Origin of the sequence: Streptomyces sp. VRA16 Mangrove soil (assembly GCF_017377775.1) — a bacterium.
GTDB lineage: Bacteria > Actinomycetota > Actinomycetes > Streptomycetales > Streptomycetaceae > Streptomyces.
This window is the reverse complement of record NZ_JAFVLN010000027.1, coordinates 20,785-39,162: the sequence shown is the minus strand read 5'-3', so window position 1 is coordinate 39,162 and position 18,378 is coordinate 20,785. Positions and strand designations below refer to the sequence as shown.

Sequence of the window (18,378 nt, the reverse complement as noted above, 5' to 3'; positions counted from 1 at the left end):
AGCCGCCTGATGTCCGACTTCGTACCTGGTCTCGAAGGAGTCGTCGCGTTCGAGACGGAGATCGCCGAACCGGACAAGGAAGGTGGCGCCCTGCGGTACCGGGGCGTCGACATCGAGGATCTGGTCGGCCATGTCTCGTTCGGGAACGTGTGGGGGCTGCTGGTCGACGGCGCCTTCAACCCCGGGCTGCCGCCGGCCGAGCCGTTCCCCATCCCCGTCCACTCCGGTGACATCCGGGTCGACGTGCAGTCCGCGCTGGCCATGCTGGCGCCCGTGTGGGGCCTGAAACCGCTGCTCGACATCGACGAGAAGCAGGCCCGCGACGATCTGGCGCGGGCCGCCGTCATGGCCCTGTCGTACGTCGCCCAGTCGGCGCGCGGGCAGGGGCTCCCGATGGTGCCGCAGAGCGAGATCGACAAGGCCGGGTCGGTCGTCGAGCGGTTCATGAAGCGCTGGCGCGGTGAGCCTGACCCGAAGCACGTCGCGGCCGTCGACGCGTACTGGACCTCGGCCGCCGAGCACGGCATGAACGCGTCCACCTTCACCGCCCGCGTCATCGCCTCCACCGGGGCCGATGTCGCCGCCGCGCTGTCGGGGGCCGTGGGTGCCATGTCCGGGCCGCTGCACGGCGGTGCCCCGTCGCGGGTCCTCGGCATGATCGAGGAGATCGAGCGGACCGGGGACGCGGAGGCGTACGTCCGCAAGGCGCTCGACAAGGGTGAGCGCCTGATGGGGTTCGGGCACCGGGTGTACCGGGCCGAGGACCCGCGGGCGCGCGTGCTGCGGCGTACGGCGCGGGAGCTGGGGGCGCCGCGGTTCGAGGTCGCCGAGGCACTGGAGAAGGCGGCGCTCGCCGAGCTGCACGCGCGCCGGCCCGACCGGGTCCTCGCCACCAACGTGGAGTTCTGGGCGGCGATCGTGCTCGACTTCGCCGAGGTGCCGGCGCACATGTTCACGTCGATGTTCACCTGTGCCCGTACGGCGGGGTGGTCGGCGCACATTCTTGAGCAGAAGCGCACGGGACGCCTGGTCCGTCCCTCGGCCCGCTATGTGGGGCCCGCGACGCGGCCGCCGCAGGAGATCAAGGGGTACGCGGACATCGCCCAGTAGCTCGGCCCCTTCCACCGGTTCGCGAGTGCGGGTGCGTGGGGGCTGATCGCGCAGTTCCCCGCGCCCCTGAGATGCGCACCTTCGGTGCGGCATCTCATCGATGAAGGCGCGGGGAACTGCGCGAGAAGCCCCACCGGCCCGCATCTGGCAACGCACCCCCTCGAAGCTACGGCGCGTGCCCCAGGACCCGGTCCACGATCCCGGCCCACTCCTCCACGACCCGCCCCCGCCGCGCCCCGTCGTCCGTCAGCAGATTGGCGAGCCCCAGGCCCCGCGCCATGTCCAGCAGCCCCTGCACGGTCTCCCGCACCCCCGGAACGGTCTCGTCCGCGTCGAGGAGCTCCACCGCGATGCGGTGGGTCTCGCGGCCCACGCGGGACTCCAGTTCGGTGACGCGCTCGCCGAGCTGGGGCTCGTGGGAGGCGGCCACCCACAGATGCAGCGCCGCGCGGAACAACGGCCCCGTGTACAGGTCGACGAGGGCCGCGACGGCCTCCGCGCGGCCCTGCGGGCGCAGGGCGCGCAACGCCTCGGAGCGCTCCTCGGCGACGTACTCGACGGCCGCCGTGAACAGGTCCTCGCGGGTCGGGAAGTGGTGCTGGGCCGCGCCGCGGGAGACTCCGGCGTGCTCGGCGACGACGGAGACCGTGGAGCCGGACCAGCCGCGTTCGGCGAGGCAGGCCACCGCCGATGCCAGGAGTTTGCGCCGCGTCGCGCGCGAGCGGTCCTGTTTGGGCAGCGTCACAACACCCATGCGGGGTCCCGTCGTTCGAGAAAGGCCGTCATGCCCTCGTGGGCCTGGGAGGAGCCGAACAGCCGCTCCGACAGCGCCGTCAGCGCCGGCGCGTCCCGGTCGAAGGCTTGCAGGACTTTAACCGTGAGCAGCTTCTTCGTCTCGGCCAGGGCCTGCGGCGACGACCTGCGCAGCCCGTCGAGGACCGGTGCGAGTACGTCGTCCACGGCCCGCCCTTGCGGACCCGCCACGGTCACCAGGCCGGTCCTGGCCGCCTCGGCCGCGTCGAACCGCTCCCCCGTCAGGTAGTAGCGGGCGACCGCGCGCGGGTCCACGCGCGGCAGCAGCGGCATCGAGATGACGGCGGGCGCGACCCCGATGCGCACTTCGGTGAACGCGAACGACGAGGTGGCCGAGGCCGCCGCGATGTCGCAGGCGCCGACCAGGCCGAGGCCGCCCGCCCGTACGTGCCCGTCGACGCGGGCGACCACCGGCTTGCCCAGCTCGACGATCTGCCGGAGCAGTCCGACGAGCGCGTCCGGGTCCGGCGGGTCGCGCAGGTCGGCGCCCGCGCAGAAGGTGGTGCCGGTGTGGCCGAGGACGACGGCCCGTACCTCGCTGTCCTTGTCCGCGCGCCGCAGCCGCTCGGTGAGCTCGCCGACGAGGGCGCGGGAGAGGGCGTTGCGGTTGGCGGGCGAGTCCAGGGTGAGGGTGGTGATGCCGCGGTCGTGGGCGTACTGGATCAGATTCCCTGCCGGCATGGACTAGCTCTTCTCTCGGGGCGGTCGGCGCAGTTCGCGGCGCAGGATCTTCCCGGACGCGGCGCGCGGCACCCCGTCGATGAAGGCGACGCGGCGGATCTTCTTGTACGGGGCGACGCGTTCGGCGACGTACGCCATGACGTCCTGTGCGGTGAGGGCGGGGTCCGCGCGGACGACGTACGCCTTGGGGAGTTCGGTGCCGTCCTCGTCGGTGACGCCGATGACGGCGGCGTCGGCGATGCCGTCGTGGGTGAGCAGGAGCGCTTCGAGGTCGGCGGGGGCGACCTGGAAGCCCTTGTACTTGATGAGTTCCTTCACCCGGTCGACGATGAACAGCCAGCCGTCGCCGTCGACCTGGCCGACGTCGCCGGTGTGCACCCAGCCGTCGCGGTCGATCATCTCGACGGTGGCCTGGGGGCGGCCGAGGTAGCCCTTCATGACCTGCGGGCCGCGGATGAGGACCTCTCCGGGTTCGCCGGGGGCGGCGTCCTTGGCGGGGTCGTCGAGGGAGAGCAGCCGCATCTCGGTGGAGGGCAGCAGCGTGCCGACGGTGCCGGGCGGGGCGTCGTGGGCCGCGAGCGGCACGATGTGGGTGCCGGGCGAGAGTTCCGTCATCCCGTACGCCTGGCCGACCAGGGGCAGGCCGAGCCGGTCGGCGCAGGCGCGGGCGAGCGCGCCGTCGAGCGGGGCGGCGGCGCTGACGACGTGCCGGAGGGAGGACAGGTCGTGGCCCGCCACCGCGGGGTGCTTGGCGAGGGCGAGGACGATCGGCGGGGCCACGTAGAGGTTGGTGATGCGGTGCCGCTCGATCGCGGCGAGGAACGTGTCGAGGTCGAAGCGGGGCAGGACGACGACGGTGGCGCCCTGCCGCAGCGGGGCGTTCATCAGGGCGGTGAGACCGTAGATGTGGAAGAACGGCAGGACCGCGAGGATGCGGTCGCCGGGGCCGGTCGGGACGAGGGGTTCGAGCTGGGCCAGGTTCGTGGCGATGTTGCGGTGGGTGAGCATGACGCCCTTGGGGACGCCGGTGGTGCCCGACGAGTACGGCAGCGCGGCCACGTCGTCGGCCGGGTCGACGGGGATGTGCGGCTCGGGGGCGTCCGTGGCGAGCAGGTCGAGCAGGGAGCGGTGGCCGCTGTCGCCGGCCGGGTCGCAGACGAATATCTCCCGTATCCCGCCCGCGAGTTCGGCCGCGGCGCGGGCCGCCGGCAGCAGTGGGGTGACGGTGACGATCCAGGCGGCGGCCGCGTCCCTGAGCTGGCGGGCGAACTCCTCGGGGGTGGCCAGCGGGTGCACGGTGGTGACGGCGGCTCCGGCCCGGGTGGCGCCGTAGAAGGCGACCGGGTAGGCGACGGTGTTCGGGCTGTGCAGGGCGACGACGTCGCCCTTGCGCACGCCCGCCTCGACCAGGGCCGCCGCCACTTTCCGGTGGAACCGGTCGAGTTGGGCGTATGTGATCGTCATGCCCGTCTCGCCGTCGACGAGGGCGGGGGCGCTGCCGCGGGCGGCCGCGCCCCCGAGCACGGCGTCGTGAATGGGTTCGTCGACGACGCCGACGTCCTCGTACGCGCTCTTGAACACCATGCCGACTCCTCGTCATTGAAGGGCTGTTGATGGCGGTCGGGATCAGTACGACTTGGGCAGTCCCAGGCTCTGGTGGGACACGTAGTTGAGGATCATTTCCCGGCTGACCGGGGCGATACGCGCCACGCGCGAACCGGTGATGAGGGAGGCGAGGCCGAACTCGCGGGTGAGGCCGTTGCCGCCGAGCGTGTGCACGGACTGGTCGACGGCCCGCACGCACGCCTCGGCGGCCGCGTACTTGGCCATGTTGGCGGCCTCACCTGCGCCGATGTCGTCGCCCGCGTCGTAGAGGCGCGCCGCCTTCTGCATCATCAGACGGGCCAGTTCCAGTTCGATGTGGACCTGGGCGAGCGGGTGGGCGACGGCCTGGTGGGCGCCGATGGGGGCCTGCCACACGGTGCGCTCACGGGCGTACTCGACGGCGCGCCCGAGCGCGTACCGGCCCATGCCGATCGCGAAGGCCGCGGTCATGATGCGCTCCGGGTTGAGTCCGGCGAACAGCTGGAGCAGGCCCGCGTCCTCGTCGCCGACGAGCGCGTCGGCGGGCAGCCGTACGTCGTCCAGGGTCAGCTCGAACTGCTTCTCCGGGGCCTGGAGTTCCATGTCGATCTGCCGCCGCCCGAAGCCGTCGGCGTCGCGCGGCACGATGAACAGGCAGGGTTTGAGCCTGCCGGTGCGGGCGTCGGAGGTGCGGCCGACGATGAGGGTGGCGTCGGCGATGTCGACGCCGGAGATGAAGACCTTGCGGCCGTTCAGGACCCATGAGCCGTCGTCGTCGCGGCGGGCCGTGGTGGTAATCCGGTGCGAGTTGGAGCCGGCGTCGGGCTCGGTGATGCCGAACGCCATGGCGCGGCTGCCGTCGGCGAGTCCGGGCAGCCACTCCCGCTTCTGGGCGGCGGTACCGAACCGGGAGATGACGGTGCCGCAGATCGCGGGCGACACGACCATCATCAGGAGCGGGGACCCGGCGGCCCCCAACTCCTCAAGGACTATGGAGAGTTCGGCGATGCCGCCGCCTCCGCCGCCGTACTCCTCGGGCAGGTTCACGCCGAGGTAGCCGAGTTTCGCGGCCTCGGCCCACAGCTCCTCGGGGTGGCCTTCGGCGGCGGTGACGCGGGTCATGTAGTCGCGGCCGAACCGCTTGCCGAGGGCGGCGACGGCGGCCCGCAGGGCCTGGTGCTCTTCGGTTTCGAGGACGGGGGCGGTGCTCATGCGGATGTCTCCTCCTGTGCGGCGTCCACTACGGCGAGCAGGGCGCCGACCTCGACCTGGTGGCCGACGGCGGCATGCAGGGCGGTGAGCGTTCCGGAGGCGGGGGCGCAGATGCGGTGCTCCATCTTCATCGCCTCCAGCCAGATCAGGGGCTGTCCCGCGGTGACGGCGGCGCCCTCGGCGAGGCCGTCCGCGACGCGGACGACGGTGCCGGGCATGGGGGCGAGCAGGGAGCCGGGGGCGCGCTGCTCGCTGGGGTCGGTGAAGCGGGGCAGGGCGGTGAGCGCGGCGCCGTTCACATGGACCCGGTCGCCGTAGCGGCGTACATCGAACTTCCTTTGCACACCGCCGACTTCGAGGACGACGCGGTCGGGCGACGCGTGCACGACGCGTACGTCGTCGTCGACGGCGAAGCCGGTGCGGGTGTGCCGGTAGCGCACCTCGTGCTCGGTGCCGTGGGGTTCGCTGCGAAAGCGCCGGGTCTGCGGCTGCGCGGGCACGTTGCGGAAGCCGCCGAAGCGGGAGCGGCCGCAGGCCCCGGCCAGGGCGGCGGCGAGCGGCGCGTGCGGGTCCTCGTCGGGGGCGGTCAGCTCGGTGAGGTGGCGGTCGTAGAACCCGGTGTCCATGCGGGCCGAGGTGAACTCGGGGTGGCGCAGGGAGCGGACGAGCAGCTCGCGGTTGGTGACGGGGCCGTGCACCTCGGCCCGCTCCAGGGCGCCGGCCAGGGCACGGACGGCGGCGGCGCGGGTCGGGGCGTGGGCGACGGCCTTGGCGAGCATGGCGTCGTAGTGCACGCCGATGGGGTCGCCGTCGGTGTACCCGGTGTCGAGGCGGACGGTGCCGGGGACGGCGAGCCGGTGCAGGGTCCCGGTCTGCGGGGCGAACCCGGCGGCCGGGTCCTCGGCGTACAGGCGGGCCTCGACGGCGTGCCCGCGCGGGGCCGGGGGTCCGGGTTCCAGGGCCTCGCCCTCGGCGACGCGCAGTTGCAGGGCGACGAGGTCGATGCCGAACACGGCCTCGGTGACGGGGTGTTCGACCTGGAGCCGGGTGTTCATCTCCAGGAAGTGGGCGGTGTCGCCGGCGACGAGGAACTCGACGGTCCCGGCGCCGACGTACGACACGGCGCGCACGGCCCGCTCGGCCGACGCGTACAGCTGTGCGGTGAGTGCGTCGGTGAGTCCGGGCGCCGGGGCCTCCTCGATCACCTTCTGGTGGCGGCGCTGGAGGGAGCAGTCGCGCGTGCCGAGCACCCATACGGTGCCGTGGGTGTCGGCGAGCACCTGCACCTCGACGTGCCGGCCGCCCGCGTCACCTCCCAGGTACCGCTCGACGAACACTTCGCCGTCACCGAACGCGGACAGCGCCTCGGCCCGCGCCGCCGCCAACTCGCCTTCCAGGTGCGCCAGTTCGCGTACGACGCGCATGCCGCGCCCGCCGCCGCCCGCGGCCGCCTTCACGAGCACGGGCAGATCGGCCTCGGTGACCTCGCCGAGCGGCGCGATCCCCATCAGCTCCTTGGCGCGGGTCTTGGACGCCATGGCCTCGATCGCCTCGGGCGTCGGGCCGATCCAGGTCAGGCCCGCGTCGGTGACGGCCCGGGCGAACTCGGCGTTCTCGGAGAGGAACCCGTACCCAGGGTGCACGGCGTCGGCGCCCGCGTCGAGGGCGGCCTTCACGACGAGGTCGGCGCGCAGATAGGTGTCGGCGGGGGTGGCGCCCGGCAGGCGTACGGCGAGGTCGGCCTCGCGCACGTGCAGCGCGTCCGCGTCGGGGTCGGAGTGCACGGCGACCGTACGGATGCCGAGGTCGCGGCAGGTGCGGAAGACGCGGCAGGCGATCTCACCGCGGTTGGCCACAAGAACACTGGACAGGAGGGTCATCGGGGCTCACATCCTGAAGACGCCGAAGCCGCCGCGGGCGCCCTCGTACGGTGCGGTGTGGATCGCGGACAGGCAGATGCCGAGGACGGTGCGGGTGTCGCGGGGGTCGATGACGCCGTCGTCGTAGAGCCGCCCGGACAGGAACATCGGCAGCGACTCGGCCTCGATCTGCTGCTCGACCATGGCCCGCAGCCCCGCGTCGGCCTCGTCGTCGTACGGGAGTCCCTTGGCGGCGGCGGACTGCCGGGCCACGATCGACAGGACGCCCGCGAGCTGCTGCGGCCCCATGACGGCGGACTTGGCGCTGGGCCAGGCGAACAGGAAGCGGGGGTCGTAGGCGCGCCCGCACATCCCGTAGTGCCCGGCGCCGTACGAGGCGCCCATGAGCACGGACAGATGCGGTACGCGGCTGTTGCTGACGGCGTTGATCATCATCGAGCCGTGTTTGATGATGCCGCCCTGCTCGTACTCCTTGCCGACCATGTAGCCGGTGGTGTTGTGCAGGAAGAGCAGCGGGATGTCGCGCTGGTTCGCCAACTGGATGAACTGGGCGGCCTTCTGGGACTCCTCGCTGAAGAGCACGCCCCGGGCGTTGGCGAGGATGCCGACGGGATAGCCGTGCAGGGACGCCCACCCGGTGACGAGCGAGGCCCCGTACAGCGGCTTGAACGCGTCGAAGTCGGAGCCGTCGACGATCCGGGCGATGACCTCGCGCGGGTCGAAGGGCACCTTCAGGTCCTCGGGGACGATGCCGAGCAGTTCCTCGGGGTCGTACTTCGGGGGCTGGGCCGGCGGCGTGTCGGCGTACGCCTTGCGGTGGTTGAGGCGGGCGACGACACGCCGGGCCTGCCGGATCGCGTCCTGCTCGTCGTGCGCGAAGTAGTCGGCGAGCCCGGAGGTACGGGCGTGCATCTCGGCCCCGCCGAGCGATTCGTCGTCGCTCTCCTCGCCGGTCGCCATCTTCACGAGCGGCGGCCCGCCGAGGAACACCTTCGCCCGGTCCTTGACCATGATGACGTGGTCGGACATGCCGGGGATGTACGCGCCGCCGGCCGTCGAGTTGCCGAAGACGACGGCGACGGTGGGGATGCCGGCCGCCGACAGGCGGGTGATGTCGCGGAAGATGCCGCCGCCCGGGATGAAGATCTCCTTCTGCGACGGCAGATCGGCGCCGCCGGACTCGACGAGGGAGATGCAGGGCAGCCGGTTGGCGTACGCGATCTCGTTGGCGCGCAGGGCCTTCTTCAGCGACCACGGATTGCTGGCGCCGCCGCGCACGGTCGGGTCGTTGGCCGTGATCAGGCACTCGACGCCCTCGACGACCCCGATGCCGGTGACGAGCGAGGCGCCGACGGTGTAGTCGCTGCCCCAGGCGGCGAGCGGCGACAGCTCCAGGAACGGGGTGTCGGGGTCGAGCAGCAGCTCGATGCGTTCCCGGGCGAGCAGTTTGCCGCGCCCCCGGTGCCGCTGGACGTACTTCTCGCCGCCGCCCGCGAGGGCCTTGGCGTGCTCGGCGTCGAGGGCGGTGAGCTTGTCCAGGAGGGCGGCGCGGTGGGCGGCGTAGTCGTCGGACCGGGTGTCCAGGGCGCTGGCCAGGACGGTCACAGCAGAGCCTCCGGTATGTCGAGGTGGCGGGAGCGCAGCCATTCGCCGAGGCCCTTGGCCTGCGGGTCGAATCGGGCCTGCGCGGCGACGCCCTCGCCGAGGACGCCCTCGACGGTGAAGTTGAGGGCGCGCAGGTGCGGAAGGACGTGCCGGGTGACGGTCAGGTCGGCGACTTCCGGCAGGAGTTGGCGGACGCGGTCGACGGTGAGGGTGTGCGCGAGCCACTGCCAGGCCGGGTCGCTCTCCACCCAGACGCCGATGTTGGCGTCGCCGCCCTTGTCGCCGCTGCGGGCCCCGGCGACGAGCCCGAGGGGGGCGCGGCGGGTGGGCCCGGAGGGTGGCGGCGCGGGGAGCGGGGGTTCGGTGACGGGGGCGAGGGCCTGCGTGGGGCCGCCTTCGGTGCGTACGTCGACCCGTTCCCCGTCGGGCAGGACGGCGAGGTGCGGGACGTCGGCGCGGTCGGCGTACGCGGCCTCGAACACCCCGTACGGGGAGCCCTTGCCGGGCGGCGCGGTGACGTGGAACCCGGGGTAGGAGCCGAGGGCGAGCTCGACGGCGGCGCCGCCGAGGGCCCGCCCCACGGTGTTCTGGTCCTGGTCGCGCACGACGAGCCGCAGCAGGGCGCTGGCGGTCTCCTCGGTGGCGGCGTCGTCGTGATCGGTGCGCGCGAGCTCCCACCGCACGTGCTGGGGGCGGCACTTGGACCGTGCGAAGGCGTCGTCCATCTGCTGCCGTACGAGGTCTGCCTTGGCGTCGATGTCCAGCCCGGTCAGTACGAACACGACCTCGCCCCGGAACCCGCCGAGCCGGTTGAGCCCGACCTTGAGGGTGGGCGGCGGGGCCTCGCCCCGGACGCCGTGGATGCGGACGCGGTCCGGCCCCTCCGGGGTGAGCCGGACGGTGTCGAGGCGCGCGGTGACGTCGGGCCCCGCGTACCGGGCGCCCCCGGTCTCGTACAGGAGCTGGGCGGTGACGGTCCCGACGTCGACGAGGCCGCCGGTGCCGGGGTGCTTGCCGATGACGGCGGTCCCGTCCTCGTGGATCTCGGCGACGGGGAAGCCGGGCCGCCGCACCGCCTCTTGCCCGTGGCGGGCGAAGTGCGCGTAGTTGCCGCCGGTCGCCTGCGTCCCGCACTCCAGGACGTGCCCGGCGACGACGGCGCCCGCGAGCCGGTCGTACGCGGCCCCGTCCTCGTAGGCCCATCCGAAGTGCCAGGCGGCGGGCCCGCTGACCAGGGCGGCGTCGGTGACGCGCCCGGTGACGACGATGTCGGCACCCGCCTCCAGGCAGGCGGTGATCCCGGCGCCGCCGAGGTAGGCGTTGGCGGTGAGGGCGCCGGGGTAGCGGCCGGTCGCGAGGAGGTCGTCGCCCTCGACGTGGGCGACCCGGACGGGGATCCGCAGCCGTGCCGCCAACTCCCGTACGGCATCGGCCAGTCCGCCCGGGTTGAGGCCTCCGGCGTTCGCCACGATCCTGGTGCCGCGTTCGACGGCGAGCCCGAGGCACTCCTCCAGCTGCCGCAGGAACGTACGGGCGTAGCCGCGCCCGGGGTCCTTCAGCCGGTCCCTGCCGAGGATGAGCATGGTCAGCTCGGCGAGATAGTCGCCGGTGAGGACGTCGAGCGGGCCGTCGGTGAGCATCTCCCGCAGGGCGTCGAACCGGTCGCCGTAGAACCCGGACGCGTTCCCGATCCGCAGCGGTGCCCCGCTCACGCGACGGCCCCCTGGGGTCCGCGCCCGGTGCCGGGCGGCCCGGCGAAGGCCTGCGCGATGCCGAGCCAGCGGTCGGCGTCGGGGCCCTCGGCGCGGACGTCGACGTCGTCGCGGTGGGCGCGCTGGGTGACGAGGAGGCAGAAGTCGAGGGCGGTTCCGGTGACCCGCTGCGGGGCGTCCTGCGGCCCGTACGTCCACAACTCGCCGTCGGGGGCGACGAGTTCGACGCGGAACTCCTCCCCCGGCGGCTGTAGCCCGTGCGCCCCGAAGGCGAAGTCGCGGGCCCGTACGCCGATCCGGGCCACGTGTCGCAGCCGCCCGGTGGGGCACCGCAGCGCGCCGAGCGCGTCGGCGACGTCCTGGCCGTGGGCCCAGGTCTCCATCAGCCGCCCGGTCGCCATAGAGGCGGCGGACATCGGCGGCCCGAACCAGGGGAACTTCCGCCGCTCCCGCGCCGCGGCCCGCAACGCCCCGTCCAGCGCCGCGCGCCCGTCCCGCCACCGGGCGAGCAGCGCGCCGGGCTCCAGCGCGGCCAGCTCCTCGGCGCCGTCGTCGACGAACGAGTCCGGGGCGGCCAGCGCCTTCTCCACCTCGGCCGCGAACCCCTCGGCGTCGGTGACGGCGAGCAGCGCGGCCCGGTCGGTCCAGGCGAGATGGGCGATCTGATGGGCGATGCTCCAGCGCGGCGCGGGCGTCGCCCGCCGCCAGTCGCTCGCACCCAACTCCCCGACCAGGGCGTCGAGTTCCTTGCTCTCGTCACGCAGGTCGTCGATGACGACGTACGTCTCGGACACGGTGCGCTCCCCTCGGGGCACGGCGGTGTGCGGCGTGCCTGGAGCATGGCAGCGGTCCGGGAAACAATCAAGCGTGCTTGCATGGAAATTGGGCCCGGCACGGGGCGGGGCCGACGCCTCGACCGGTGCATCCGCCGAGGCGGCCTCGGGGCGACAGGCCCGGAGAGCCTGGCGGTGCACGGTCTCCTCGGCGGCGTGGGGCGGCTTCTGTCCGTCTCGTGGCCGGCGTAAGCGCTGTCGCGGGGCGGCTCGGGGATCCTGGGGCCGTTCCCCGTCGTCGAACCGGCGTGGGTGGCGCAGCCGGCGCCGCTGCGCCGGTCCGTCCCGGCGCTGTGGCGCGCAGCGTCAGTCCCGGCCCTGCGCCGTGCACACGCACACCCGGTTGCCCTCCGGGTCCGCGAGGACGGTGAACATGGGCGCGTAGGTGTCGTCGACGAGGACGCCGCCCGCGGCGAGGGCCGCCTCGATGCGGGGCGCGGCCTCCTCGGGGGCCAGCCAGAGGTCGGGGTGCCAGCGCTGGCGGGGCGGGGTGTGGGCCTCGGTGTGCTGGAACCAGACGTTGGGGACGCGGTTCGCCGGGTCCATGACGTCGTCGCGGACCACGTGGTCGGGCGAGCCGGTGAGGAGCGCCGACCAGAAGGGGCCGAGGGCGGCGAAGTCGGAGGCGTCCAGGCCCAGTTCGAGCTGGGCGATCTCGCGCGGGACGGCGGTGAGGGCGTGCTTGCGCGCCACTTCGGAGACGGTGGCGGCCAGCCGGAGGTCCTGCCGGGTGACCCAGCGGGCCCCCGTCGGGCCGGTCGTGCACAGGGACACCTCGGCGAAGCCGGGCCCCAGCCTGACCTCGGGTTCCCGGTCCGCGGCGCGGGCCGCGTCGGCGACCTCCGAGACGAACGCGGCGGCCTCGGCGATGCCGGTCACGCGGTAGCGGGCCACGATCGGCTGGGCCGTGCGGCGCCAGTCGCCCAGGTCTTCCGCGATGGCGGCGAGGATCTCTGGTGTCGGGAGCTTGTCCATGCAGGGATCCTGTCAGGGCGGGCCCCGGTCTCGTAAGGTGCGGCCGTGAGCAGCGACGGACGGACGGATCCGGACCGGAACCCCAAGCCCTGGCTGCGGCAGCACGTGCGCGGGACCAGTCCCGTGCACGCCCGCGACGGGGCCTGGATCGAGCGGCAACTGAAGTGGTGCGAGCGGGAGTTCGGGGCCGCGACGGAGGATCCGGCGCTGCCCGGGTTCGTGCCGCGCGGCTTCGAGGCCACCCAGCGGCGGACCGAGGAGCTGGTGCGGCGGGTCGGCGCGGTCATGGGAGCCGACACGGACGGGCTGCGCGTACGGCTGGTCGAACCGGAGGGCGCTCACGGGGCCCGGCGGCACATCGGCGAGTACCGCGAGGAGCCCGACGGCCCCGTGATCGACCTCGACCGGAGCGTGGCGGCCCGGCCGGACACGTTCGCGGCGCTGATCGCGCACGAACTGGCGCACGCCCGGCTCGCGCGGGCGGCGGGCCTGGCCGCCCTGGACCTCTCCCCTGCCCAGGAGGAACGCCTCACCGATCTGGTGACCGTGCACCTCGGCATGGGGGTCCTGACCGCCAACGCCGCCGACACCTACGGGCGCAAGGGCGGGTACTCGGTGATGCCGCTGGGTGACCTCGACGACTGGATGCTCACCGGGCGCCGGGACGAACGGAACCGGATCGGGTACCTGAGCCGCGCCGAGTTCGGCTACGCCCTCGTGTGCTGGACGCTCGCGCGCGGCGAGAACCATCCGGCCTGGGCCGGGCAGCTCGTGCCGAGCGTGCGTGCCGCGTTCACGCGAGGGATCGAGTACCGGGCGGCGCGGGGCGACTGACCGGGCCGCCTCAGCCCTACGCGGCCTGCTTCCGTCCGCGCCCCACCTGTGTCCGCACCGCCCCCATGCTCGCCGCGATGACGAGGGTGATCGCCGCCGCCTGCACCCAGGACAGGGCCTGGCTCAGGACGAGGAAGCCGGCGAGCGCCGCGATGGCCGGTTCCAGGCTCATCATCACCGCGAACGTGGACGCGGGCAGGCGGCGCAGCGCGACGAGTTCGAGGGTGTAGGGCAGCACCGACGACATGACGGCGACGGCCGCGCCGAGGCCGATCGTCACCGGATCGAAGAGCTTGGGTCCCGCGGTCGCCAGGCCCAGCGGCAGACAGAGCACCGCGGCCACCGCCATGGCGAGCGCGAGGCCGTCGGCCTGCGGGAAGCGGCGGCCCGTCCGTGCGCTGAAGACGATGTACGTCGCCCACATGGCGCCGGCCGCGACCGCGAAGGCCACACCGGCCGGGTCGAGTCCGCCGAGCCCGTCGCCCGCGCCGCCGAGCAGGAAGACACCGGCCAGCGCGAGGCCCGCCCACAGCAGGTTGACCGCGCGGCGGGACGCGACGACGGAGAGGGTCAGCGGGCCGAGCACCTCGAAGGTGACCGCGAGGCCGAGCGGGATGCGGGCCGCGGCCTGGTAGAAGAGCAGGTTCATGCCGCCCATGGCGATGCCGAACGCGACCACCGTGCCCCAGTCGGCGCGCGAGTGGCCGCGCAGCCGGGGCCGGCAGACCAGCATGAGGACGAGCGCGGCCACCACCAGGCGCAGGGTGACCACGCCGACCGCGCCGGCCCGCGGCATCAGGCTCACCGCGACCGCGCCGCCGAACTGCACCGAGACGCACCCGGCGAGCACCAGGCCGACCGGCCCCAGGGCGGCCCGGCGGTGCGCGGGGGCCGTCGCCGCGCCGCCGTCGAGGGCCCCCGTCGCGGGCGCCGGGGCCACCGTGGTCTCTGTGTGCGGGCCGCTCACGGTCCACCCCTCTCAAGTTCAACGCACTGCACTTACCAGAACAGTGTAATGAACTGTGCCGTGCTCGTGGACCAGCGGTCGGCCCACCCGTGGCCTCCCACGCTAGGACCGCCGGGAGTGGCGCGTGAAATGCTTTCTGCTCTCCCGTTATGCTCCGCAGACATGACCAGGGGCCCGTTCGTCGACATGCGTCATCTGCGCTGCTTCCTCGCCGTCGCCGACGAGGGCAATGTCACCCGGGCCGCCGCCCGGCTCGGCCTCACCCAGCCCGCCGTTTCGCGCACGCTCGCCGCGCTGGAGGACGCGCTCGGCGTCCGGCTCGTCGACCGCTCCACCCATCACCTGGAGCTCACCCCCGAGGGCCGCTCGTTCCGCGAGAAGGCGGCCGTCGCCGTCGCCGCGTTCGAGGACGCGCTCGCCTCCGCCCACACCCCGCACCGCCCGCTGCGCCTCGGCCACGCCTGGTCGGCGGCCGGCGCCTACACGACCCCGCTGCTGCGCCGCTGGCGGCAGGCCCACCCGGACGTGCCGCTCGAACTGCTCCGCATCGACGACCGCACGGCCGGCCTCACCCGCGGCGCCGTCGACGTCGCCCTGCTGCGCGGCCCGGCCGACCTGCCGGACCTGGTGACGCGGCTGCTGCACCGGGAGCCCCGGGTCGCGGCGCTCCCCTGCGACAGCCCGCTCGCCCGGCGCCCGGAGCTCGCCCTTGCGGACCTGCGCGACGAGGTCATCGCCCTGAACACGGTCTCCGGCACCACCACCCTCGACCTGTGGCCGCCGGCCGCCCGTCCCACCCGCACCCTCCCGGTCGCCAACACCGACGACTGGCTGGCCGCGATCGCCGCGGACCAGGCGGTGGGCATCACGTCGACGGCCACGGTCTCCCTGCACCCGCACCCGGGCGTCGCCTACGTCCCCCTGACGGACGCCCCGGCGGTCCAGGTCTTCCTCGCCCACCGCAAGGGGCCGGGCCACCCCTCGATCCCGGACCTGATCGAGATGGCGGCAGCGGTGACGGCCGACGCCCCATAAGAGCCCGTGTCCGGTGACGGCCGACGCCCCACAAGAACCTGTGCCCGGTGACGGCCGACGCCCCACAAGAGCCCGTGTCCGAGGGGCGCGGGGCTGTGCCGGCATGCGGCTCCGCCGCGCGGGCGGCCAGCCACGACAGCAGCGCACCCGGCGACGCGCCAGGACGAGGCGGACGCCTACCCGCCGTCAAGCCCCTCGGCCAGCACCTCCGCGATGTGCCTGCCCCGCCGCCCGGCAAGCTGCTCCAGCTGAGTCCGGCACGAGAATCCGTCGGCCAGCACCACGTCCCCGTCCCCCGCGGAGCGCACCGCCGGCAGCAACGACTCCTCCGCACAGGCCACCGACACGTCGTAGTGCCCGTCCTCGAACCCGAAGTTCCCGGCGAGCCCGCAACAGCCGCCGCTCAACTCGCCCTCCAGACCGGCCCGTTCGCGCAGCCGCCGGTCCGCCGCGTCGCCGAGCACCGCGTGCTGGTGGCAGTGCGTCTGGCCGACGGCCGCCCGGTCCAGGCGCGGCGGCGCCCAGTCGGGGGCGAGCCGTTCCAGGGCCTCGGCGAAGGTGACGACCCGGTCGGCCAGGCGCCGGGCGCGCGGGTCGTCGGGGAGGAGTTCGGGCAGGTCCGAGCGGAGCGCGGCGCCGCACGAGGGCTCCAGGACGATCACCGGGACGTCGGCGTCCACGACCGACGGCATCAGGTCGAGGGTCCGCTTCAGCACCTCCCGCGCCCGGTCGAGCTGTCCGGTCGAGAGATAGGTGAGCCCGCAGCACACCCGGGACCGGCGCGGGTCGAGGACGTTGCCGCCGACGGCAACCGGGGCACCGTCCTCGGTGCGGTACGTGAACCGGGTGCGCGGCGGCAGCAACGCCGTCACCCCGGCCGCCTCCAGGACCCGGACCGCCGCGCGACCGACCTCCGGCGCCAGATGTTCGGTGAAGGTGTCGGGCCACAGCACGGCGATCTTCTGCCCGCGCGGCCCGAACCGCCGCTCGCGCACCCGCCGCCGCAGCTGCGCGCGCCACCACGCGCTGAACGTCTGCCGCGCCACCCGCGGGATCCGCCGCTCCCGGGCGATCCCCCCGACCCGCTTGCCCGCTGCCGCCAACACCCCCACCGACGTGAGGGAGTTGACCAGACCCGCCGTGCGGGTCCGCTCCACCAGCCGCAGCCAGCGCGGCAGCCATCCCATCGTGTAGTGCGCTGCGGGGCGGCGCCGCCCCGCGTAGTGGTGGTGCAGGAACTCCGCCTTGTACGTGGCCATGTCGACGCCCACCGGACAGTCGCTCCTGCACCCCTTGCAGGACAGGCACAGGTCGAGCGCGTCCCGCACCTCCTGCGACCGCCAGCCGTCGGTGATCACCTCCCCGGCGAGCATCTCGTGCAGCAGCCGGGCCCGGCCGCGCGTGGAGTGCGTCTCGTCGCCCCCGGTGGCCCGGAAGGACGGGCACATCACGCCGCCGCCCGAACTCGGCTCCTGGACGCGGCACTTGGCGACCCCGACGCAGCGGCGCACGGCCGCCGAGAAATCACCGTTGTCGTGCGGGTAGCCGAAGGCGATGTCGACGGGGCCCACCGGCTCGCGCGGCAGCGGGGCGAAGCGGAGGTTCTCGTCGAGGCGGGCGGGGCGTACCAGAATCCCGGGGTTGAGCAGGTCGGCGGGGTCCCAGACCGCCTTCACGCGCTCGAAGAGACCGACGAGTGCGGGTCCGTACATCTTCGGCAGGAGTTCGGCGCGGGCCTGCCCGTCGCCGTGCTCGCCGGAGAGCGAGCCGCCGTGCGCGACGACGAGCGTGGCCAGGTCCTCGGAGAAGCGGCGGAAGCGGGCGATGCCCGGCGCGGTGAGCAGATCGAAGTCGATGCGTACGTGGATGCAGCCGTCGCCGAAGTGCCCGTACGGGGTGCCGCGCAGCCCGTGCTCGGTCAGCAGACCGCGGAAGTCCCGCAGGTACGCGCCCAGTCGGGCGGGCGGCACGGCGCAGTCCTCCCAGCCGGGCCACGCCTCGCTGCCGTCGGGCATCCGGGTCGCCGTGCCGGAGGCGTCCTCGCGGATCCGCCACAGCGCCCGCTGCCCGGCCGGGTCGGCGACCACCAGCGCGTCCACGACGGTCGCCCTGTCGCAGGACCGCACGATCCGGTCGGCCGCCGCCCGCGCCTCGGCCGGGGTCGCGCCGCCGGTCTCCACGAACAGCCAGGCGCCGCCCTTGGGCAGGCCCGAGTCCGGGGGCACGAGGTCGGCGGCCATCCCCTCGACGGTGAGCGGCCCGTGCGGCAGCAGGCCCGCGGCGGCCTCGGCGGCGGCGCTCTCGTCCGCGTACGCGAGGACGGCGAGGGCCTTCGCGGGCGGTGCCTCGACGAGTCTGACCGTGGCCTCGGTGACCAGGCCGAGGGTGCCCTCGGTGCCGCAGAGGAAGCGGGCGAGGTCGGTGCCGTGCTCGGGGAGCAGCGCGTCCACGGCGTAACCGGAGATGCGGCGCGGCAGCCCCGTGTACGGGGCGAAGCCGGTGCGGACCGTCGCCGACTCCCGCTCCACCAGCTCCCGCAGGCCCGCCGGCGCGCCGTCCCAGCCCTGTCCGAGGCGGTACGCGCAGCCGTCGCCCGCGACCACGTCGAGGGCCGCGACGCTGTCGGCGGTCGTGCCCCACGCCACCGAGTGCGAGCCGCACGAGTTGTTCCCGATCATGCCGCCGATCGTGCAGCGGCTGTGGGTGGACGGGTCGGGGCCGAAGCGCAGCCCGTGCGGGGCGGCGGCGGCCTGGAGGCGGTCGAGGACGAGTCCGGGCTGCACGACCGCCGTGCGGGTCCCAGGGTCGAGGTCCACGACGCCGTTCATGTGGCGGGTGAAGTCGAGGACGAGCCCGGTGCCGGTCGCCTGGCCCGCGATGGAGGTGCCGCCGCCGCGGCCCACGACCGGGACGCCACGCCTTCGGCACACCTCCAGGGCCGCGGCCACGTCGTCGCCGTCCGCCGGGGTGCACACCCCCAGGGGCACCCGGCGGTAGTTGGACGCGTCCATCGTGTTCAGGGCCCGCGCGGTGACGGAGCAGTCCACCCCGCCGCGCACGGCCGCCCTCAGTTCCCGTTCCAGGCCGCCCAGATCATCCATGCACCCCAGGATGCAGCCCCACAGGCCCCTCGGCGC

14 protein-coding genes are annotated in these 18,378 nt (G+C 74.1%); 3 read left to right on the top strand and 11 right to left on the bottom strand.

Features of this window, described 5'->3' with window-relative positions:
* Positions 1–9 precede the first annotated feature (9 nt).
* Entirely contained in the window at positions 10–1,110 is a 1,101-nt protein-coding gene (locus tag J3486_RS41250; protein ID WP_207829259.1) for a citrate synthase 2, read from the top strand.
* A 166-nt stretch (positions 1,111–1,276) separates the two neighbouring features.
* On the opposite strand, the gene J3486_RS41245 is transcribed toward J3486_RS41250, so the two are convergent.
* From J3486_RS41245 to J3486_RS41205, 9 genes are all read right to left on the bottom strand, one after another.
* Positions 1,277–1,864 (bottom strand): TetR/AcrR family transcriptional regulator, encoded by a 588-nt coding sequence (locus J3486_RS41245; protein WP_207829258.1) that lies wholly within the window; start codon positions 1,862–1,864, stop codon positions 1,277–1,279.
* Positions 1,852–2,604: an enoyl-CoA hydratase family protein gene (locus J3486_RS41240; RefSeq protein ID WP_207829257.1), complete on the bottom strand. Its 753-nt coding sequence runs from the start codon at positions 2,602–2,604 to the stop codon at positions 1,852–1,854. The genes J3486_RS41245 and J3486_RS41240 overlap by 13 nt, the downstream gene beginning before the upstream one ends.
* Positions 2,605–2,607: 3 nt before the next feature.
* Positions 2,608–4,185, bottom strand: a complete 1,578-nt coding sequence (locus tag J3486_RS41235) for a 4-coumarate--CoA ligase family protein (RefSeq protein WP_207829320.1) — start codon at positions 4,183–4,185, stop codon at positions 2,608–2,610.
* A gap of 45 nt (positions 4,186–4,230) precedes the next feature.
* Positions 4,231–5,400, bottom strand: a complete 1,170-nt coding sequence (locus tag J3486_RS41230) for an acyl-CoA dehydrogenase family protein (RefSeq protein ID WP_207829256.1) — start codon at positions 5,398–5,400, stop codon at positions 4,231–4,233.
* Entirely contained in the window at positions 5,397–7,280 is a 1,884-nt protein-coding gene (locus J3486_RS41225; protein WP_207829255.1) for a biotin carboxylase N-terminal domain-containing protein, read from the bottom strand. Before J3486_RS41225 ends, J3486_RS41230 begins: the two co-directional genes overlap by 4 nt.
* A 6-nt stretch (positions 7,281–7,286) precedes the next feature.
* Positions 7,287–8,885 carry an acyl-CoA carboxylase subunit beta gene (locus tag J3486_RS41220; protein ID WP_207829254.1) on the bottom strand — a complete coding sequence of 533 codons (1,599 nt, stop codon included), beginning with the start codon at positions 8,883–8,885 and terminating at the stop codon, positions 7,287–7,289.
* Positions 8,882–10,597, bottom strand: a complete 1,716-nt coding sequence (locus J3486_RS41215; RefSeq protein WP_207829253.1) for an acyclic terpene utilization AtuA family protein — start codon at positions 10,595–10,597, stop codon at positions 8,882–8,884. Before J3486_RS41215 ends, J3486_RS41220 begins: the two co-directional genes overlap by 4 nt.
* Positions 10,594–11,391 (bottom strand): TIGR03084 family metal-binding protein, encoded by a 798-nt coding sequence (locus J3486_RS41210; RefSeq protein WP_207829252.1) that lies wholly within the window; start codon positions 11,389–11,391, stop codon positions 10,594–10,596. Before J3486_RS41210 ends, J3486_RS41215 begins: the two co-directional genes overlap by 4 nt.
* Positions 11,392–11,736: 345 nt before the next feature.
* Entirely contained in the window at positions 11,737–12,405 is a 669-nt protein-coding gene (locus J3486_RS41205; protein ID WP_207829250.1) for a VOC family protein, read from the bottom strand.
* Between the two features lie 45 nt (positions 12,406–12,450).
* Between J3486_RS41205 and J3486_RS41200 the strand changes: the two genes are divergently transcribed.
* A complete protein-coding gene (locus J3486_RS41200; protein ID WP_207829249.1) occupies positions 12,451–13,239 on the top strand; it encodes a hypothetical protein in 789 nt (262 codons plus the stop codon).
* A gap of 16 nt (positions 13,240–13,255) precedes the next feature.
* On the opposite strand, the gene J3486_RS41195 is transcribed toward J3486_RS41200, so the two are convergent.
* Positions 13,256–14,206 (bottom strand): EamA family transporter, encoded by a 951-nt coding sequence (locus J3486_RS41195; RefSeq protein WP_207829248.1) that lies wholly within the window; start codon positions 14,204–14,206, stop codon positions 13,256–13,258.
* 162 nt (positions 14,207–14,368) lie between these two features.
* Here J3486_RS41195 and J3486_RS41190 point away from each other — a divergent pair, with 162 nt between their 5' ends.
* Positions 14,369–15,241, top strand: coding sequence for a LysR family transcriptional regulator (locus J3486_RS41190; protein WP_229379419.1), 873 nt, complete (start codon positions 14,369–14,371; stop codon positions 15,239–15,241).
* 176 nt (positions 15,242–15,417) lie between these two features.
* Here J3486_RS41190 and J3486_RS41185 read toward each other — a convergent pair whose 3' ends face one another.
* Entirely contained in the window at positions 15,418–18,342 is a 2,925-nt protein-coding gene (locus J3486_RS41185; RefSeq protein WP_207829246.1) for an FAD-binding and (Fe-S)-binding domain-containing protein, read from the bottom strand.
* Between the last annotated feature and the right edge of the window lie 36 nt (positions 18,343–18,378).

What these genes read in the sequence shown, in the direction of transcription:
- J3486_RS41190 (WP_229379419.1), top strand. Translation starts at nt 14,369, where the DNA reads ATGACCAGGGGCCCGTTCGTCGACATGCGTCATCTGCGCTGCTTCCTC.
- J3486_RS41230 (WP_207829256.1), bottom strand. Translation starts at nt 5,400, where the DNA reads ATGAGCACCGCCCCCGTCCTCGAAACCGAAGAGCACCAGGCCCTGCGG.
- J3486_RS41245 (WP_207829258.1), bottom strand. Translation starts at nt 1,864, where the DNA reads ATGGGTGTTGTGACGCTGCCCAAACAGGACCGCTCGCGCGCGACGCGG.
- J3486_RS41250 (WP_207829259.1), top strand. Translation starts at nt 10, where the DNA reads ATGTCCGACTTCGTACCTGGTCTCGAAGGAGTCGTCGCGTTCGAGACG.
- J3486_RS41225 (WP_207829255.1), bottom strand. Translation starts at nt 7,280, where the DNA reads ATGACCCTCCTGTCCAGTGTTCTTGTGGCCAACCGCGGTGAGATCGCC.
- J3486_RS41205 (WP_207829250.1), bottom strand. Translation starts at nt 12,405, where the DNA reads ATGGACAAGCTCCCGACACCAGAGATCCTCGCCGCCATCGCGGAAGAC.
- J3486_RS41240 (WP_207829257.1), bottom strand. Translation starts at nt 2,604, where the DNA reads ATGCCGGCAGGGAATCTGATCCAGTACGCCCACGACCGCGGCATCACC.
- J3486_RS41185 (WP_207829246.1), bottom strand. Translation starts at nt 18,342, where the DNA reads ATGGATGATCTGGGCGGCCTGGAACGGGAACTGAGGGCGGCCGTGCGC.